Genomic DNA, 14,229 nt, shown 5'->3' with positions numbered 1-14,229 from the left:
CTTTAAAATACCGCCCAGATTAGTTGCCAGGTTCCCCTGCAAGAAAAATGAATACCGATTCCCACGCTGCCACTGCGACGCTCGACGCCAACCGAACCCCCAAGGTGGGGTTCGTCAGTTTGGGCTGCCCCAAAGCCCTTACCGACAGCGAGCTGATCCTGACGCAGTTGAGTGCCGAGGGGTACCAGACCTCCAAGACCTTTGAAGGCGCCGATCTGGTGATCGTCAACACCTGCGGCTTCATTGACGACGCCGTGCGCGAAAGCCTGGACACGATTGGCGAGGCGCTGGCCGAGAACGGCAAGGTGATCGTGACCGGTTGCCTGGGCGCCAAGATGGGCGACGGCGGCGGCAACCTGGTCAAGCAGATGCACCCCAGCGTGCTGGCGGTAACGGGCCCCCATGCCACGCAAGAGGTGATGGACGCGGTCCACACCAACCTGCCCAAGCCGCATGACCCCTTCATCGACCTGGTGCCCGGCAGCTTTGGCGAGGCGGGCATCAAGCTCACGCCCAAGCACTATGCCTACCTGAAGATTTCCGAAGGCTGCAACCACCGCTGCACCTTCTGCATCATCCCCTCGATGCGTGGTGATCTGGTCAGCCGCCCGATTGGCGATGTGCTCAAGGAAGCCAAGGCGCTGTTTGCCGGTGGCGTCAAGGAGCTGCTGGTGATCAGCCAGGACACCTCCGCCTACGGTGTCGATGTGAAGTACCGCACCGGTTTCTGGGACGGCAAGCCGGTGAAGACCCGCATGCTGGAGCTGGTGGAAGCGCTGGGCGAACTGGCCAAGCCGTATGGGGCATGGGTGCGCCTGCACTATGTGTACCCGTATCCTACGGTGGACGCGATCTTGCCGCTGATGGCCCAAGGCCTGGTGCTGCCGTATCTGGATGTGCCGCTGCAGCACAGCCACCCCGATGTACTCAAGCGCATGAAGCGCCCGGCCAGCGGCGAGCGCAATCTGGAACGCATCCGTGAGTGGCGTGCGATCTGCCCCGAGCTGGTGATCCGCTCGACCTTTATTGCCGGCTTCCCCGGCGAGACCGAAGAAGAGTTCGAGCACCTGCTGGACTTTATCCGTGAGGCCGAGATTGACCGCGCAGGCTGCTTTGCCTATAGCCCGGTGGAAGGCGCTACCGCCAACGAGCTGCCCGGCATGCTGCCCGCTGAGGTGCGCGAAGCGCGCCGCGCCCGTTTCATGGAAGTGGCCGAAGAGGTGTCCGCCAAGCGCCTGGAGCGACGTGTGGGCCAGACCATGCAGGTGCTGGTCGACAAGGCCATCGGCCTGGGCAAGAAGGGTGGCATCGCCCGTACCTATGCCGATGCGCCCGAGATCGACGGTGTCGTGCACCTGCTGCCGCCCGAGAAGCTCAGCAAGACCTACAAGGTCGGCGAGCTGATCAAGGTGCGCATTGTGCGCAGCCAGGGTCATGACCTGGTGGGTGTGCCGGTTTAACCACTGGATCGTAGACAAAGCAAAGGGGCCTTGCTGTTGCAGCAGGCCCCTTTTCTGTGGGCGGTGCGCTTTTGCCGGGCGCGCTTATTCGACCTGCAGGCCGACCAGCTCGGGGAAATCGACCGGGTACTGCGGCTGCATGTCGAGCAGGCAGTGGTTGAGCAAGGTGTTGACCATCAGGTTGCGGTGCAGCTTGTTGTCGGCCGGCACCACATACCAGGGCGCATGCGCGGTGGAAGTGGCTTCCAGCAAGTCCTCGTAGGCCTGTTGGTAGGCGTCCCACTGCTTGCGCACCACGAGGTCATCGAGGCTGAACTTCCAGCGTTTTTCCGGCACATCGATGCGCTCCTGCAGCCGAACGCGCTGTTCGTCCTTGCTGATATGCAGCATGCATTTGAGGACGGTGGTGCCGTTCTCGGCCAGCAGGCGCTCGAAGTCATTGATCTGCGCATAGCGCTGCTTGGCGACCTGCGGCGTGATCCAGCCGTTGACCAGCGGCACCAGCACGTCTTCATAATGGCTGCGGTTCCAGATGCCGATCTCGCCCTTGGCGGGCACCACCGCATGGCAGCGCCACAGGTAGTCGTGCGAGAGCTCTTCCTTGCTCGGGCTTTTGAAGGTGGCCATGCGCAGGCCCTGCGGTCCCGTGGTTTTGAACACGCCGCGCACGGTGCCGTCCTTGCCGCTGGTGTCCGTTCCTTGCAGCACCAACAGTACCGAGCGCTTGTTCTCGCCCTGCAGCGGGCGCATCAGCTGCGCCAGCTGCTTGTTGAGCGTCTTCAGGTCCTTTTCCTGGGCCTTGACAGTGCCGTGTGCAAACGGTGTGGCGGCCGGGTCGTAGTCGGCCAGATGGACGGGGCCCTTGACGGGCACGCGGTAGTTATCAAGCTTGGGCATAAAGGCGGATCGTTGAAGGCAGGCAGGCTGCTGCAGCTGGCCATGATTTCAGTTTTTACGGCGCTTGTCACCTGGGCTGGTGGGCGCAGCGCCTGGGCGTGCCGCGCTCAGACCATCTTGCGGATCGGGCGCTTTTTCCAGATGGCCTGGTAGTACCAGGTTTGCAGCGCCAATGTGATGCCGTAGGAGACCGGGAAGGCCATCCAGATGCCCACCAGGCCAAAGTGGCGGCTGAACAGCCAGGCCAGCGGCAGCTCCAGCGTGGCGATCACGCCGATGGTGATCAACGTGGGGATCAGCACATCACCGCTGGCACGCATCAGCGCGGCCAGGGACGCGAAGGCGCCAAACAGCAGACCGCTCCACAGCACAATGCGCAGCAGTTCCACGGCCACATGCAGCACCTCCTGATCGGTGATGAAGATCGACAGCAAAGGCCTGGCGAAGAGGGTGCCGAGCAACGCGGTGGCGCCCCCGATGGCCAGGTTGATCTGCATCGCTGTGCGCGCAATGGCGGGCAGGCGTTCGCTGCGGCCGGCGCCGATCGACTGGGCGGCCAGAATGGAGGCGGTGATGGCGATCGAGATCAGCGGAAACTGCGCGAACGCATTGATCTGGTTCACGGCGCCGTAGGCGGCGGTGGCGTTGGATCCAAATCCGTTGATCAGCGACAGGACGACCAGGCCGGCCAGCGAGGTAGCGATCATCAGCACGCCGGTGGGGATGCCCACGCGCAGCACGCCGCGCAGCAAGCCCCAATCCGGGCGCATGGCGCGCAACAGCGCCCTATTGGGTGCCAGCACGCTGCGCTTGCGGCGCAGCTGCACCGTCAGCCAGACCAGGGCGATGCTGAAGCCCAGGATCATCGACACCCCGGCGCTGGCCACGCCCAGGCGCGGCAGGCCGCCCCAGCCGGCAATCAGCGCCGGGGTGCTGACCAGGCCGATGCCGGTGGACACGATCAGCGACCACATGGGCGTGAGTGTGTCGCCGACGCCGCGCAGCAGCGAGGTGAACAGCAGGAAGATGAACAGCCCGGGCATGCCCAGCAAGACGATGCGCGAGTACACCGTGGCCTGCTCGAGGATATCGGCTGGGGTACCCAGCAGCCGCATGATGGGCTGGGTGAACAGACCGCCAAACAGCGCCACCGCCGCTCCCATGGCCAGCCCGGTCAGTAAGGTGGTGCCGGCAATGGCACGGACCTTGTCGGGCTGCCCAGCGCCCCAGGCCTGGCCAATCAGCACCGAGGCGCCAGCGCCCAGGCCGATGACAAACGCAATAAAGACAAACATGACCGGGAAGAAGGCCGCGACCGCAGCCAGGGCCTTGACCCCCATCATCTGACCGAGAAACATGCTGTTGAGCGTGCCCGAGAGAGACTGGAGGATGTTGGACAGCAGCATGGGGCCCAGAAACACCATGAACACTTGCCACAGGGGGCGTACAGGCGGGGCGGGCGGCGCAGCCTGCGTGAGGGGAAGGGGCGAAGACATGGGGGCGTGTGTAGTCGGGGGGAACGGGACTGTAGCGCTTACACCGGCCAGATGGGACGGCTGAGCTGGTGCAGATAAGCTTGTACATCATCAGGCCATGCCTGGGTCTGCAGCAAGAATGCCGATTGCTTGTGGGCAAACAGCGCGCGGCAGGCTTCGTCAAAACCGGGCAGATCGCCTGCCATCGCCTGCATGAACTGGTAGGTGGCCTCGGTCGCGGCGCGCTGGGAATCCTTCTCCGCGTGGGCATTGCGGGCGTCGTCGATCAAACGGCGCAACGCGGCGGACGCGCCGCCCGGCTGGCGGTTGAGCCACTCCCAGTGGCGGGGCAGCAGAGTGACCTCGCGCGAGACCACACCCAGTTTGGGGCGTCCCACGGCCCGTGCGGCACGGCCGTGGCTGGCCGGCTCCATCGGTGCGGCCGCCGGGGTAACGGGCGCAGGTTCTGCACCATCCGACGGGGTGGGAGGGCTGGTGGGCGCAAGTTCCGAGCGCCAGTTCAGGTCCAGCCGCAAGCCGGAGAGGTCGTCAAACACCCACAAAGGGGTAGGGCTGCCGCCAGGGTGCAGTTCGTCATGGTTTTGCAGATAGCGCAGCACGGTGAGGCGGTCGGCTTGCAGCAGGCGCTGGTGGCCCTGGAAAATCGTCAACCGGCCGGTCAATGTCTCGGTAGTCATGGCCACTTGTTCTTTCTATTTTTGGGGATATGCGCTCTATTTTACCGGGGCAAAAATATTTGGCTATTTTTAATGGGTAAAAATATGTATCTGCATGTGCATCGCTGCAATGGCCCGCTTGCGGCTGTTTCCTCTTGGAGAGGCCTGCGATGCCTGGGCGAAAAAAAACCTCCAGCGCGGGGCATGGAGGTTGTTCTGGCTGGGGCTTGCGGCCCAGGCATTACACGCGCTTGCGGTATTCAGCAGTGCGGGTGTCGATTTCGATCTTGTCTTCCTGGCTCACGAACAGGGGCACAGCGATTTCAAAACCGGTAGCGATCTTGGCGGGCTTGAGCACCTTGCCCGAAGTGTCGCCCTTGACGGCTGGCTCGGTCCAGGTGATTTCGCGCACGATGGTGGTTGGCAGTTCGACGGAGATGGCCTTGCCGTCGTAGAACACCACTTCAGCGGTCATGCCGTCTTCGAGGTAGTTCAGTGCATCAGCCATGTTTTCGGCTTCCACTTCGTACTGGTTGAACTCAGGGTCCATCCAGACGTACATGGGGTCTGCGAAGTAGGAGTACGTGCAGTCCTTCTTCTCCAGGATCACGTTGTCGATCTTGTCGTCGGCCTTGAACACGTTTTCCGTGCCGAAGTTGCCGATCAGGCTCTTGAGCTTCATGCGCACGGTGGCAGCGCCACGGCCGCCACGTGCGTATTCGGTCTTCAGAACGATCATCGGGTCCTTGCCGAACATGATCACGTTACCAGCGCGGATTTCTTGAGCGATTTTCATAGCAATAGGTGCCTGTGTTGGGCCGCTCAAACTTCTACGGGCGGCGCGCAAGTGTCGTTGGACGGGCTGTGCTGCGCCGTAGCATGTTCCGCGGCGTTGTGCGCATCCGTCAAACCCTGTTGCCTGGCGGCGCTGGGTGCGCGGATAAGCGCAAAGACTCCGATTCTAACATTTTTCGTCTGCAAATGCCATCAGCTGCTCGGCAAGGCTGGGCTGCATCTGCAGACTGTTGCGTGCCGCCTGCACGCACTGCGCCCATTGGGACAGCACAGCGGCGGTAGTGCCAGGCCAGGCCGGGGGGGAGCCATTGGCGCCGGGGATGCCATTCCAGGCCGCATGGGCTTGGCGCAGGCTGTCTGGCGCATGCAGCCAGTCCAGAAAGGCCTCCAGCTTGGCATGGTGCGCGTTGTCGTCTTGCGGGTAGATCTGCCAGACAAAGGGCTGGCCGGCCCATAGTGCCCGCACCAGCGAGTCTTCGCCGCGCACAAAGTTGAGGTCGCAGGACCAGAGCATGTCGTCGAATTCCGGCTGGCTGCAGGGCGGCAGCAACTGCACCTGACGGGGCAGGGGCTGCGGCAGTTGCCGCTGTACCAGTGCCGCCGCGCGGCCCGGGGTGACCAGCCATTGCGTGGCCGTGCCGGCGCTGGCAAAGGCCTGCAAAAAAGCGGGCGGCTCATAGCAGAACAGCGAAAACACCGGGTTGCCGTCATGCAGGCCGTGCCGCGCACGCCAGGCGCTGCGGTCAAACTCCGCCTGGCGCTGGGGCAGATCGGCCTCGCGCAGCAGGCCGCCGGTGCCGGTGCTGAAGCCCGGGTAGAAGAACCAGCGCGTGAGGCCGGCAGCCGGGCCGCTCATCAAGCGTGAAGGCAGGCGGTGGCAGCGCTCCACATAGTCTTCGGCGGACAGGTATTCCAGGTTGATCCAGACGCTGGGCCGCTGTGCTGGCGATTGCGCCCGCGCGGCCAGTGCCTGCTGGAAGGCGTGCGGAATCTCGCAGCCAAAGGCTTCCACCACCACATCGGCAATGCCGCTGGCCGGCACCGCACCGGGCCACGGGTGCACGGTCACGCCGGGCGCGCCCTGCGGCGCCATCCAGGCCAGCGCGCTGCCATCGTCCACCCACAGGCGCACCTGGCAGCCGCGCCGGGCCAGGTCGGCGGCCAGGCGCCAGCACACGCCGATGTCGCCAAAGTTGTCGATCACCTGGCAAAAGATATCCCACAGCGGTGCGGGGCTGCGCGGCGCAGGCGGGGGGGCGGTGGTGGGGGTAGGGCAGGGGGTCATCACCCGCGCGATGATAGTGCAGTCCCGGGAATCTCTGGCGGGCCCTGCCGCCTGAGCCACAATAAGCCCCAGTTGATCAAGCATGGAGACAGACATGAACCCCCACACAGCAACCCCGGGGCCGATGGCTTTGCAAGGCGTCAAGGTGGTCGAGATGGGCCAGCTGATTGCCGGGCCGTTCTGTGGCAAGACCTTGGGCGAGTTTGGTGCCGACGTGGTGAAGATCGAGGCCACCGGCGCGGGCGACCCGCTGCGCAACTGGCGCCTGCTGCAGGATGGCACCTCCGTCTGGTGGCAGGTGCAGTCGCGCAACAAGCAGTCGCTGGCTTTGGATTTGCGCCAGAAAGAGGCGCAGGACATTGCCCGCCAGCTGATTGCCGAGGCCGATGTGCTGGTGGAGAACTTCCGCCCCGGCACCCTGGAGGGCTGGGGCATGTCGCCCGAGGAACTGCATGCCCTCAACCCGGGCCTGGTGATGCTGCGCATCTCCGGCTACGGGCAAACCGGTCCCTACCGCGACCTGCCAGGCTTTGGCGTGATTGGCGAGGCGATGGGCGGCCTGCGCCACCTGACGGCCGAGCCCGGGCGGGTGCCTGTGCGCGTGGGGGTGTCGATCGGCGACACCTTGGCGGCACTGCATGGCGTCATCGGCGTGATGATGGCGCTCTACCACCGCAAGGTCAACGGCGGCAGTGGCCAGGTGATCGATGTGGCCTTGCATGAGGCAGTCTTCAATGTGATGGAAAGCCTGATCCCCGAGTACAGCGCCTTTGGCGTGGTGCGCGAGGCGGCGGGCAGCGCCTTGCCGGGCATTGCGCCGTCCAATGCCTATGCCTGCCAGGATGGCTGGGTGCTGGTGGCCGGCAATGGCGACAGCATCTTCAAGCGGCTGATGGACACCATTGGCCGGCCTGACCTGGGCCAGGCGCCCGACCTGGCCAGCAATGCGGGACGGGTGGCACGTATAGAGGAGATCGATGCGGCCATCAGCGCCTGGACACAGCCGCGCGCGATTGCGCAGGTGATGGATGCGTTGGCCGCTGCAAGGGTGCCGGCCGGCAAGGTCTACACCGCCAAGGACATCAGCGAAGACCCGCACTACCGTGCGCGCCAGATGATCGTGCCGCAGACCACGCGCGATGGCCACACACTCGAGGTGCCGGGCATCGTGCCTAAGCTGTCTGTCACGCCGGGCACGATCCGCAGCAGCGCTCCCCACCTGGGTGACGACACCGACGCCGTACTGCAGGGCCTGGGCCTGAGCGCAGCGCAGATTGCAACGCTGCGGGAGCGCGGCATTGTGCAGTGAGCCTGCATGGGTGATGGACCGGTTTGCTGCGGGCAGCGCGAACGCATAAGACAATAGCGCCATGCCCATTCACGTGCACTCTCCCGAACTTCTTGCCCAGGTGGCTGGTTTGCCCGCCATGCCCGGGGTCTACCGCTATTTCGACGCCAGCGATGCCTTGCTGTATGTGGGCAAGGCCATCAACCTCAAGCGCCGGGTATCGAGCTATTTCCAGAAGGACCATGGCGGCACGCGCATCGGCCACATGGTGGGCAAGATCGTGCGCATGGAGACCACGGTGGTGCGCTCCGAAGCCGAAGCGCTGCTGCTGGAAAACAACCTCATCAAGACCCAGCATCCGAAATACAACATTCTTTTTCGGGATGACAAGAGCTATCCGTACCTGAAGATCACCGGCATGGCGATCCACGATGGTGACATGCGCGCGCCCCCCAGCCAGTGCTACCCGCGCGTGGCCTACTACCGGGGTGCCACCGACAAGCGCCAGCGCTATTTCGGCCCGTATCCGAATGCCTGGGCGGTCAAGGAAACCATCCAGTTGCTGCAAAAGGTGTTCCGCCTGCGCACCTGCGAGGACAGCATCTTCAGCAACCGCACCCGGCCTTGTTTGCTGTACCAGATCAAGCGCTGCAGCGGCCCCTGTGTCGACCACATCAGTCCGGAGGATTACGCCGCCGATGTGGCCCATGCCGAAGCCATGCTGCGCGGCGAGACCGACACCCTGCTCAAGACGCTGGAGGCGCGCATGATGGCGCACTCGGACCAGTTGGAGTTTGAGCAGGCGGCCGACATCCGCAACCAGATCAAGGCGCTGGCCAGCATGCTGCACCAGCAAAGCATCGAGACCAGTGATGACCGCGATGTGGACATACTGGCCGTGCAGGTGCAAGGCGGCAAGGCCTGCGTGAATCTGGCGATGGTGCGTGGCGGGCGGCACCTCGGGGACCGCGCCTACTTTCCGGTGCATGTCGAGGACAGTGCTGCCATCGCCAGTCTGGAAGAAGCCGAAGACGCCGAGGACCAGGCGTTGGGCACGCCCGGCACCACCGTGGCTGCCAAGACGGTGGAGCAGCGGGTGCTGGAAGCGTTTGTGGCGCAGCACTATCTGCAGGTGGCGCCTCCGCCGGTGCTGGTGGTCAGCGTTGCGCTGGAGCCCGCATTGCTGGAGGCCTTGTCACAGCAGACCGGCACGCGCATTGCTGCGGTGTCGCAGCCGCGCGAGGAGCGCCGCGTCTGGCTCGAGATGGCGCAAAAGAATGCCCAGTTGCAGCTGGCCCGCCTGCTGGCGGAAGAAGGCTCGCAACAGGCACGCACGCGTGCGCTGGTCGAGGCGCTGGATTTGCCCCAGGACGATATCGACCAGCTGACCATCGAGTGCTTTGACATCTCGCACACCTCGGGTGAGAACACCCAGGCCTCCTGCGTGGTGTTTCACCACCACAAGATGCAAAGCAGCGAGTACCGGCGCTACAAGATCGAAGGCATCACCGGCGGCGACGACTATGCCGCCATGCGCCAGGTGCTGACGCGCCGCTACAGCAAGGTGGCCGAGGCCCAGCGCGATGCCGGTGGCGCCGAGCTTGGCAAAAATGCTGCCCGTCTACCCGACATCGTGCTCATCGATGGCGGCAAGGGCCAGGTGGGTGTCGCACGCGAGGTCTTTACCGAGCTGGGTCTGGATCTGTCACGCATCGTCGGTGTCGAGAAAGGCGAGGGCCGCAAGGTCGGTCTCGAAGAGCTGGTGTTCTGCGATGGGCGCGACAAGGTCTATCTGGGCCGCGACTCGGCCGCGCTGATGCTGGTGGCGCAGATTCGCGATGAGGCGCACCGCTTTGCGATCACCGGCATGCGCGCTGCGCGTGCCAAGGTGCGGGTAGGAGGCAGCCGGCTGGAAGACATTCCCGGGGTCGGGCCCAAGAAGCGGGCGCGCCTGCTGCAACGCTTTGGCGGCGTACGCGGTGTGGAGGAGGCCGGGGTCGATGACCTGATGACGGTCGATGGCATATCGCCAGCGCTGGCGCAGGATATCTACAGAGCCTTGCATTAACGGGAGGCCTGTGCGGCCTTGCAACAGGTCGCGCAGGCGGGCGCGTCATGGTGCCCATGCAGAACCCTCGAACTGTGGAATGGACGCCGGTCGCGGCAGCCCGCGCTCCGTTCCAGGCCGCAAGCTTTGGCAAGGGTTCTGAACGCATGTCGTTCACAGAGCATGTCGTTCACTGAATTTGCACCGCAGCGTGCCACAATAGCCGCATGTTCTTCACGATCCCCACCATCATGACCTGGACGCGCATTGTCGCGATCCCGCTCATCATCGGCGTGTATTACTCGCCTCTTGATATGGCCACCAAGAACCTGTGGGCCACCGTCATGTTTGTGGTGTTCGCCTTCACCGATTGGCTCGATGGCTTTCTGGCACGCAAGCTCAACCAGACCTCATCCTTTGGCGCCTTTCTGGATCCGGTGGCCGACAAGTTCCTGGTCTGCGCGTCGCTGCTGATCCTGGTCTACCTGCAGCGTGCCGATGTCTTTGTCGCGCTGATCATCATCGGCCGCGAGATTGCGATCTCGGCGCTGCGTGAATGGATGGCGCGCATTGGTGCGAGCAAGAGCGTGGCTGTGCACATGGTGGGCAAGCTCAAGACCACCGTGCAGATGGTGGCCATTCCGTTTTTGCTCTACGACGGCAAGGTGGCCGGGATCGATACCGGTGTCTGGGGTACCTGGCTGATCTGGGGGGCAGCGGTATTGACCGTCTGGTCGATGATTTATTACCTGCAAAAGGCATTGCCAGAGATCCGGGCTAGGGTTGATTCTTAGTTGGCCGTCACAGGTTTGGGCGTAGACTCCACCTCGCCTGTACAAGGAATTCAGGCTACAGAGCCCGTGATGCCTGGCTTTTGCAAGGCAAACCGGGCGCTGGTCAGCGAAAAAAAGTGATTTTTTGCCTGAGTACCCAGAAATTCCGTCTAGAATTCACCTCATTCCAGAGGCACTGGGGTCGAGGTGAAAATTTCGTGCCAGTGGTGTTGTTTTTGAATCTGTGACAGTTGCACCGTGTGCAAACTGCTCATAATGGGATGAAACATACACTTCCTTAACTCTCTTGATGAATAGAGGCTGCTTGTGAATAAAACTGAACTCATTGAGCACATTGCTAACAATGCTGATATCTCCAAGGCTGCTGCGGCTCGTGCGCTGGAGTCCACCATTGATGCAGTGAAGAAAACCTTGAAAAAAGGTGGTACAGTCTCTCTGGTAGGTTTTGGTACCTTTGCCGTTGGTAAGCGCGCTGCGCGTACCGGCCGTAACCCACGTACCGGCGCTGCGATCAAGATCAAGGCAGCCAAGGTGCCTAAGTTCCGTCCAGGCAAGGCATTGAAAGATGCGTTGAACTAATTTCGGTTATCAGGTGGGGTGCTTAGCTCAGTTGGTAGAGCGGCGCCCTTACAAGGCGTAGGTCGGCGGTTCGACCCCGTCAGCACCCACCACATTAACCAAGAAAATAAACCCCTTAGAGTGATCTAAGGGGTTTTTTCTTTGTCGGTTCACCGTCTGCAGGGTCAGCTCGGATCAGCCCATACCAGCCGATTTTGATTGCTTACCAACTTGCCTAGGCGTAGAGTCTCGGCCATCAGCCAGGGCGGGGTGGCTCGTTATCGCCGTGCCGCCGCATGGTCGCCATGGCGCAGTCTGCAGCGTTGGTACGCATGCGCCGGGCCATCCCCCAAAGCCGCTCCAGTGCCTGCGCCCTAGAACCCGGTATCTCCGTTCCTCCCGTTGTTCCTGAGCTTCAATGGCCAGATGGGGCGTCTGCCGCGCTAGCTTGGCATGCGCGTCGTTGCAACCTGCAACCTGTCAGACAGGCAGTTGCGTCCAGCCGGGCCTGGGACGCCTCCAGTGCTTTTCTCCTTAGTGCTGCCTCTTAAAAAGAGGGGGGAGGTGCTGCGCATCTGCCGCCTCGCGGTCACAGGTGCGGGCAAAAATCCTGTATTCCCTAACGCGCCCCTTGCCCTCATAGGGAGGAAAAACTCTTTCGCGGTACACTTGCTGTTTCGACGTTCATGCGTTGCCAAGACGCATGTTGCACGCCCTATTTGACAGGGGGTGGGGAGCAGATGTCAGTTGACGTTGTATCTGATTGATATGCAATGGGAAAACCGCCGTTGCAAGCAGCAGATGCCCACGTCAGACCGTCTGCCGCCCGCATCCCTTGCTGAAAACCGAATAAAGGCGAATGAGGGTTCGCCTTTTTTTTTGTCCTCAGGAAAGTTAGACGATGTTTGAAACCATCCGCAAGTACTCCAAGGTGCTGATGTATCCGCTGTTCTTGCTGATCATTCTGTCTTTTGTTTTGGTGGGAGTGAACCAGAACTACTTCACCGAAAAGAGCCCGGTGGTCGCCAAAGTCAATGGCAAAGACATTACGCAGATGGACTGGGACAATGCGCACCGCGTTGCCTCGGATCGCATGCGCCAGCAAGACCCCAACATGGACGCCAAGTGGATGGATGGCCCCGAAGCCCGCTATCTGACGTTGGAGCGCATGGTGCGTGACCAGGTGATTGACGCCGCGGTGCAAAAAATGCACCTGACGGTGGACAATGCCGCACTGGTCCGCGCGCTGCAGGAAATTCCGCAGATTGCTGCGCTGAAAAAACCCGATGGCTCGCTGGACGTCGATGCCTACCGCGCACTGGTGGGTGCCCAGGGCATGACGCCCGAAGGCTTCGAAGCAGGCATGCGCCGCGACATTGCGTCGCGCCAGGTGCTGGGCGGTGTGTCCAACACGGCCTTTGCGACCGATGCACAGACCCAGCTGGCGGTCGACGCGCTCTACCAGCAGCGTGAGATCCAGTTGGCGCAGTTCGCAGCCAAGGACTATGCGTCCCAGGTCAAGACCACCGATGCCGATGTGGAAGCGTTCTACAAGAGCAACCAGGAGCTGTTCCGCCAGAAGGAGCAGTCCACGATCGAGTATGTGGTGCTGAATGCCGAAGCGGTCAAGAGCATGATCAAGCCCAGCGAAGACGATCTGCGCACCTACTACAAGGAAAATCTGAGCCGCTTCATGGACAAGGAACAGCGCCGCATCAGCCACATCCTGATTGACGCGCCAGCCTCGATGTCGGCAGCAGACCGTGAAAAAGCCAAGCAGCGTGCCGAGCAGCTGTTGGCCGAAGCCAAGGCCAACCCAGCGCAATTCGCCGAGCTGGCCAAGAAGAATTCGCAAGACACCGGCTCGCGCGACAGCGGCGGTGATCTGGGTCTGGTCAAGCAGGGCGACATGGTCAAGCCTTTTGAGGACGCCGCCTTTGCAATGAAGACTGGTGAGATCAGCGACCTGGTCAGCACGGAGTACGGCTTCCACATCATCAAGATGGGTGAGATCAAGACCCCGCGTACCCCCAGCTTTGAAGAGCTGCGCGCGAAGATCGAGACCGAGGTGCTGGCCCAGCAGGTGCAGCGCAAGTACGCCGAAGTCGCCGAGACCTTCTCCAACATGGTGTTCGAGCAGTCCGATAGCCTGCAGCCTGTGGCTGAGAAGCTGGGCTTGAAGATCCAGAAGGCCGAGCATGTCACCCGCACGGCCGCCCCTGGAGCGACGGGCGCCCTGGCCAACGCAACCTTCCTGGAAGCGCTGTTCTCCAGCGACGCTTTGCAGAACAAGCGCAACACCGAAGCCATTGAAGTGGCGCCCAGCACCCTGGCCGCGGGTCGTGTGGTGGAGCACTTCGATGCACGCATTCTGCCGTTCGAGGAAGTCAAGGCCAAGGCCCATGAGCTGTACGTAGCGCAGAAGGCTGCAGAACTCGCCCGCCAGGACGCGCAAGCCAAGCTGGAAGCCTGGAAGGCAGACGCTGCAGGCGCCAAGCTGGCAGCACCGATTGTCGTGTCGCGCCAGGATGCCAAGGGCCAGGTGCCTGCGGTGCTCAATGCTGCCATGCATGCGAAGGTCGGCGAGGCTGCTTCCTGGGTGGGTGTGGACCTGGGCAACGATGGCTACACCATCGTGCGCGTGAACAAGGTCGTGCCGCGTAGCGAAGACTCTGCCGAGATGCGCCTGCGCCAAAAGCAGGAGTTCGAGCGTTACCAGGCCAATGCTGAAACCTTGGCGTATTACGAGATGCTCAAGGAGCGTTTCAAGGCGCAGATCAAGGTCCCACGCCCCGCAGAAACAAAAATTTCATAAAAACGGAGAATTCATGAGAGGGGCCAAATTTCTGGCTATAATCATGTCTTCCCCAACACGGTGGCTGTAGCTCAGTTGGTAGAGTCCAGGATTGTGATTCCTGTTGTCGTGGGTTCGAGCCCCATCAGCCACCCCAAA

The 14,229-nt window shown here is 62.4% G+C and carries 11 protein-coding genes and 2 tRNA genes; 8 read left to right on the top strand and 5 right to left on the bottom strand.

Features of this window, described 5'->3' with window-relative positions; translation table 11 throughout:
- The first annotated feature begins 47 nt into the window (after nt 1-47).
- Nucleotides 48-1,460, top strand: coding sequence for a 30S ribosomal protein S12 methylthiotransferase RimO (gene rimO / locus ACHWUQ_RS11760; protein ID WP_312530710.1), 1,413 nt, complete (start codon nt 48-50; stop codon nt 1,458-1,460).
- Between the two features lie 84 nt (nt 1,461-1,544).
- Here the strand turns inward: rimO and ACHWUQ_RS11755 are convergent, their stop codons facing one another.
- From ACHWUQ_RS11755 to earP, 5 genes are all read right to left on the bottom strand, one after another.
- Nucleotides 1,545-2,357, bottom strand: coding sequence for a PPK2 family polyphosphate kinase (locus ACHWUQ_RS11755; protein ID WP_313335241.1), 813 nt, complete (start codon nt 2,355-2,357; stop codon nt 1,545-1,547).
- Between the two features lie 107 nt (nt 2,358-2,464).
- Complete coding sequence (locus ACHWUQ_RS11750; protein ID WP_313335244.1) at nt 2,465-3,853, bottom strand: MATE family efflux transporter; 1,389 nt, start codon at nt 3,851-3,853, stop codon at nt 2,465-2,467.
- A 38-nt stretch (nt 3,854-3,891) separates the two neighbouring features.
- Nucleotides 3,892-4,530, bottom strand: coding sequence for a DUF2239 family protein (locus ACHWUQ_RS11745; RefSeq protein WP_312836182.1), 639 nt, complete (start codon nt 4,528-4,530; stop codon nt 3,892-3,894).
- Nucleotides 4,531-4,750: 220 nt separating this feature from the next.
- On the bottom strand, nt 4,751-5,305 hold the full coding sequence (gene efp / locus ACHWUQ_RS11740; protein WP_021026959.1) for an elongation factor P: 555 nt from the start codon (nt 5,303-5,305) through the stop codon (nt 4,751-4,753).
- 165 nt (nt 5,306-5,470) lie between these two features.
- Nucleotides 5,471-6,589, bottom strand: a complete 1,119-nt coding sequence (gene earP / locus ACHWUQ_RS11735; protein ID WP_394681231.1) for an elongation factor P maturation arginine rhamnosyltransferase EarP — start codon at nt 6,587-6,589, stop codon at nt 5,471-5,473.
- Between the two features lie 94 nt (nt 6,590-6,683).
- Between earP and ACHWUQ_RS11730 the strand changes: the two genes are divergently transcribed.
- From ACHWUQ_RS11730 to ACHWUQ_RS11700, 7 genes are all read left to right on the top strand, one after another.
- Complete coding sequence (locus tag ACHWUQ_RS11730; protein WP_239808970.1) at nt 6,684-7,898, top strand: CaiB/BaiF CoA-transferase family protein; 1,215 nt, start codon at nt 6,684-6,686, stop codon at nt 7,896-7,898.
- 61 nt (nt 7,899-7,959) lie between these two features.
- Nucleotides 7,960-9,945, top strand: coding sequence for an excinuclease ABC subunit UvrC (gene uvrC / locus ACHWUQ_RS11725; protein ID WP_239808969.1), 1,986 nt, complete (start codon nt 7,960-7,962; stop codon nt 9,943-9,945).
- Between the two features lie 206 nt (nt 9,946-10,151).
- On the top strand, nt 10,152-10,718 hold the full coding sequence (gene pgsA, locus ACHWUQ_RS11720; protein ID WP_116927291.1) for a CDP-diacylglycerol--glycerol-3-phosphate 3-phosphatidyltransferase: 567 nt from the start codon (nt 10,152-10,154) through the stop codon (nt 10,716-10,718).
- Nucleotides 10,719-11,024: 306 nt separating this feature from the next.
- Nucleotides 11,025-11,297, top strand: coding sequence for an HU family DNA-binding protein (locus ACHWUQ_RS11715; RefSeq protein ID WP_021026954.1), 273 nt, complete (start codon nt 11,025-11,027; stop codon nt 11,295-11,297).
- Between the two features lie 16 nt (nt 11,298-11,313).
- A tRNA-Val gene (locus ACHWUQ_RS11710) sits at nt 11,314-11,389 on the top strand.
- A 788-nt stretch (nt 11,390-12,177) separates the two neighbouring features.
- On the top strand, nt 12,178-14,091 hold the full coding sequence (locus ACHWUQ_RS11705; RefSeq protein WP_394681230.1) for a SurA N-terminal domain-containing protein: 1,914 nt from the start codon (nt 12,178-12,180) through the stop codon (nt 14,089-14,091).
- Between the two features lie 60 nt (nt 14,092-14,151).
- A tRNA-His gene (locus ACHWUQ_RS11700) sits at nt 14,152-14,227 on the top strand.
- Nucleotides 14,228-14,229 lie beyond the last annotated feature (2 nt).

The organism is uncultured Comamonas sp., from assembly GCF_964277875.1.
GTDB lineage: Bacteria > Pseudomonadota > Gammaproteobacteria > Burkholderiales > Burkholderiaceae_C > Comamonas > Comamonas sediminis.
The sequence above is the reverse complement of the archived record's forward strand: the minus strand, read 5'-3'. Positions and strand labels throughout refer to the sequence as shown.

What these genes read in the sequence shown, in the direction of transcription:
- ACHWUQ_RS11750 (WP_313335244.1), bottom strand. Translation starts at nt 3,853, where the DNA reads ATGTCTTCGCCCCTTCCCCTCACGCAGGCTGCGCCGCCCGCCCCGCCT.
- ACHWUQ_RS11745 (WP_312836182.1), bottom strand. Translation starts at nt 4,530, where the DNA reads ATGACTACCGAGACATTGACCGGCCGGTTGACGATTTTCCAGGGCCAC.
- efp (WP_021026959.1), bottom strand. Translation starts at nt 5,305, where the DNA reads ATGAAAATCGCTCAAGAAATCCGCGCTGGTAACGTGATCATGTTCGGC.
- ACHWUQ_RS11755 (WP_313335241.1), bottom strand. Translation starts at nt 2,357, where the DNA reads ATGCCCAAGCTTGATAACTACCGCGTGCCCGTCAAGGGCCCCGTCCAT.
- uvrC (WP_239808969.1), top strand. Translation starts at nt 7,960, where the DNA reads ATGCCCATTCACGTGCACTCTCCCGAACTTCTTGCCCAGGTGGCTGGT.
- ACHWUQ_RS11705 (WP_394681230.1), top strand. Translation starts at nt 12,178, where the DNA reads ATGTTTGAAACCATCCGCAAGTACTCCAAGGTGCTGATGTATCCGCTG.
- earP (WP_394681231.1), bottom strand. Translation starts at nt 6,589, where the DNA reads ATGACCCCCTGCCCTACCCCCACCACCGCCCCCCCGCCTGCGCCGCGC.
- rimO (WP_312530710.1), top strand. Translation starts at nt 48, where the DNA reads ATGAATACCGATTCCCACGCTGCCACTGCGACGCTCGACGCCAACCGA.
- ACHWUQ_RS11730 (WP_239808970.1), top strand. Translation starts at nt 6,684, where the DNA reads ATGAACCCCCACACAGCAACCCCGGGGCCGATGGCTTTGCAAGGCGTC.
- pgsA (WP_116927291.1), top strand. Translation starts at nt 10,152, where the DNA reads ATGTTCTTCACGATCCCCACCATCATGACCTGGACGCGCATTGTCGCG.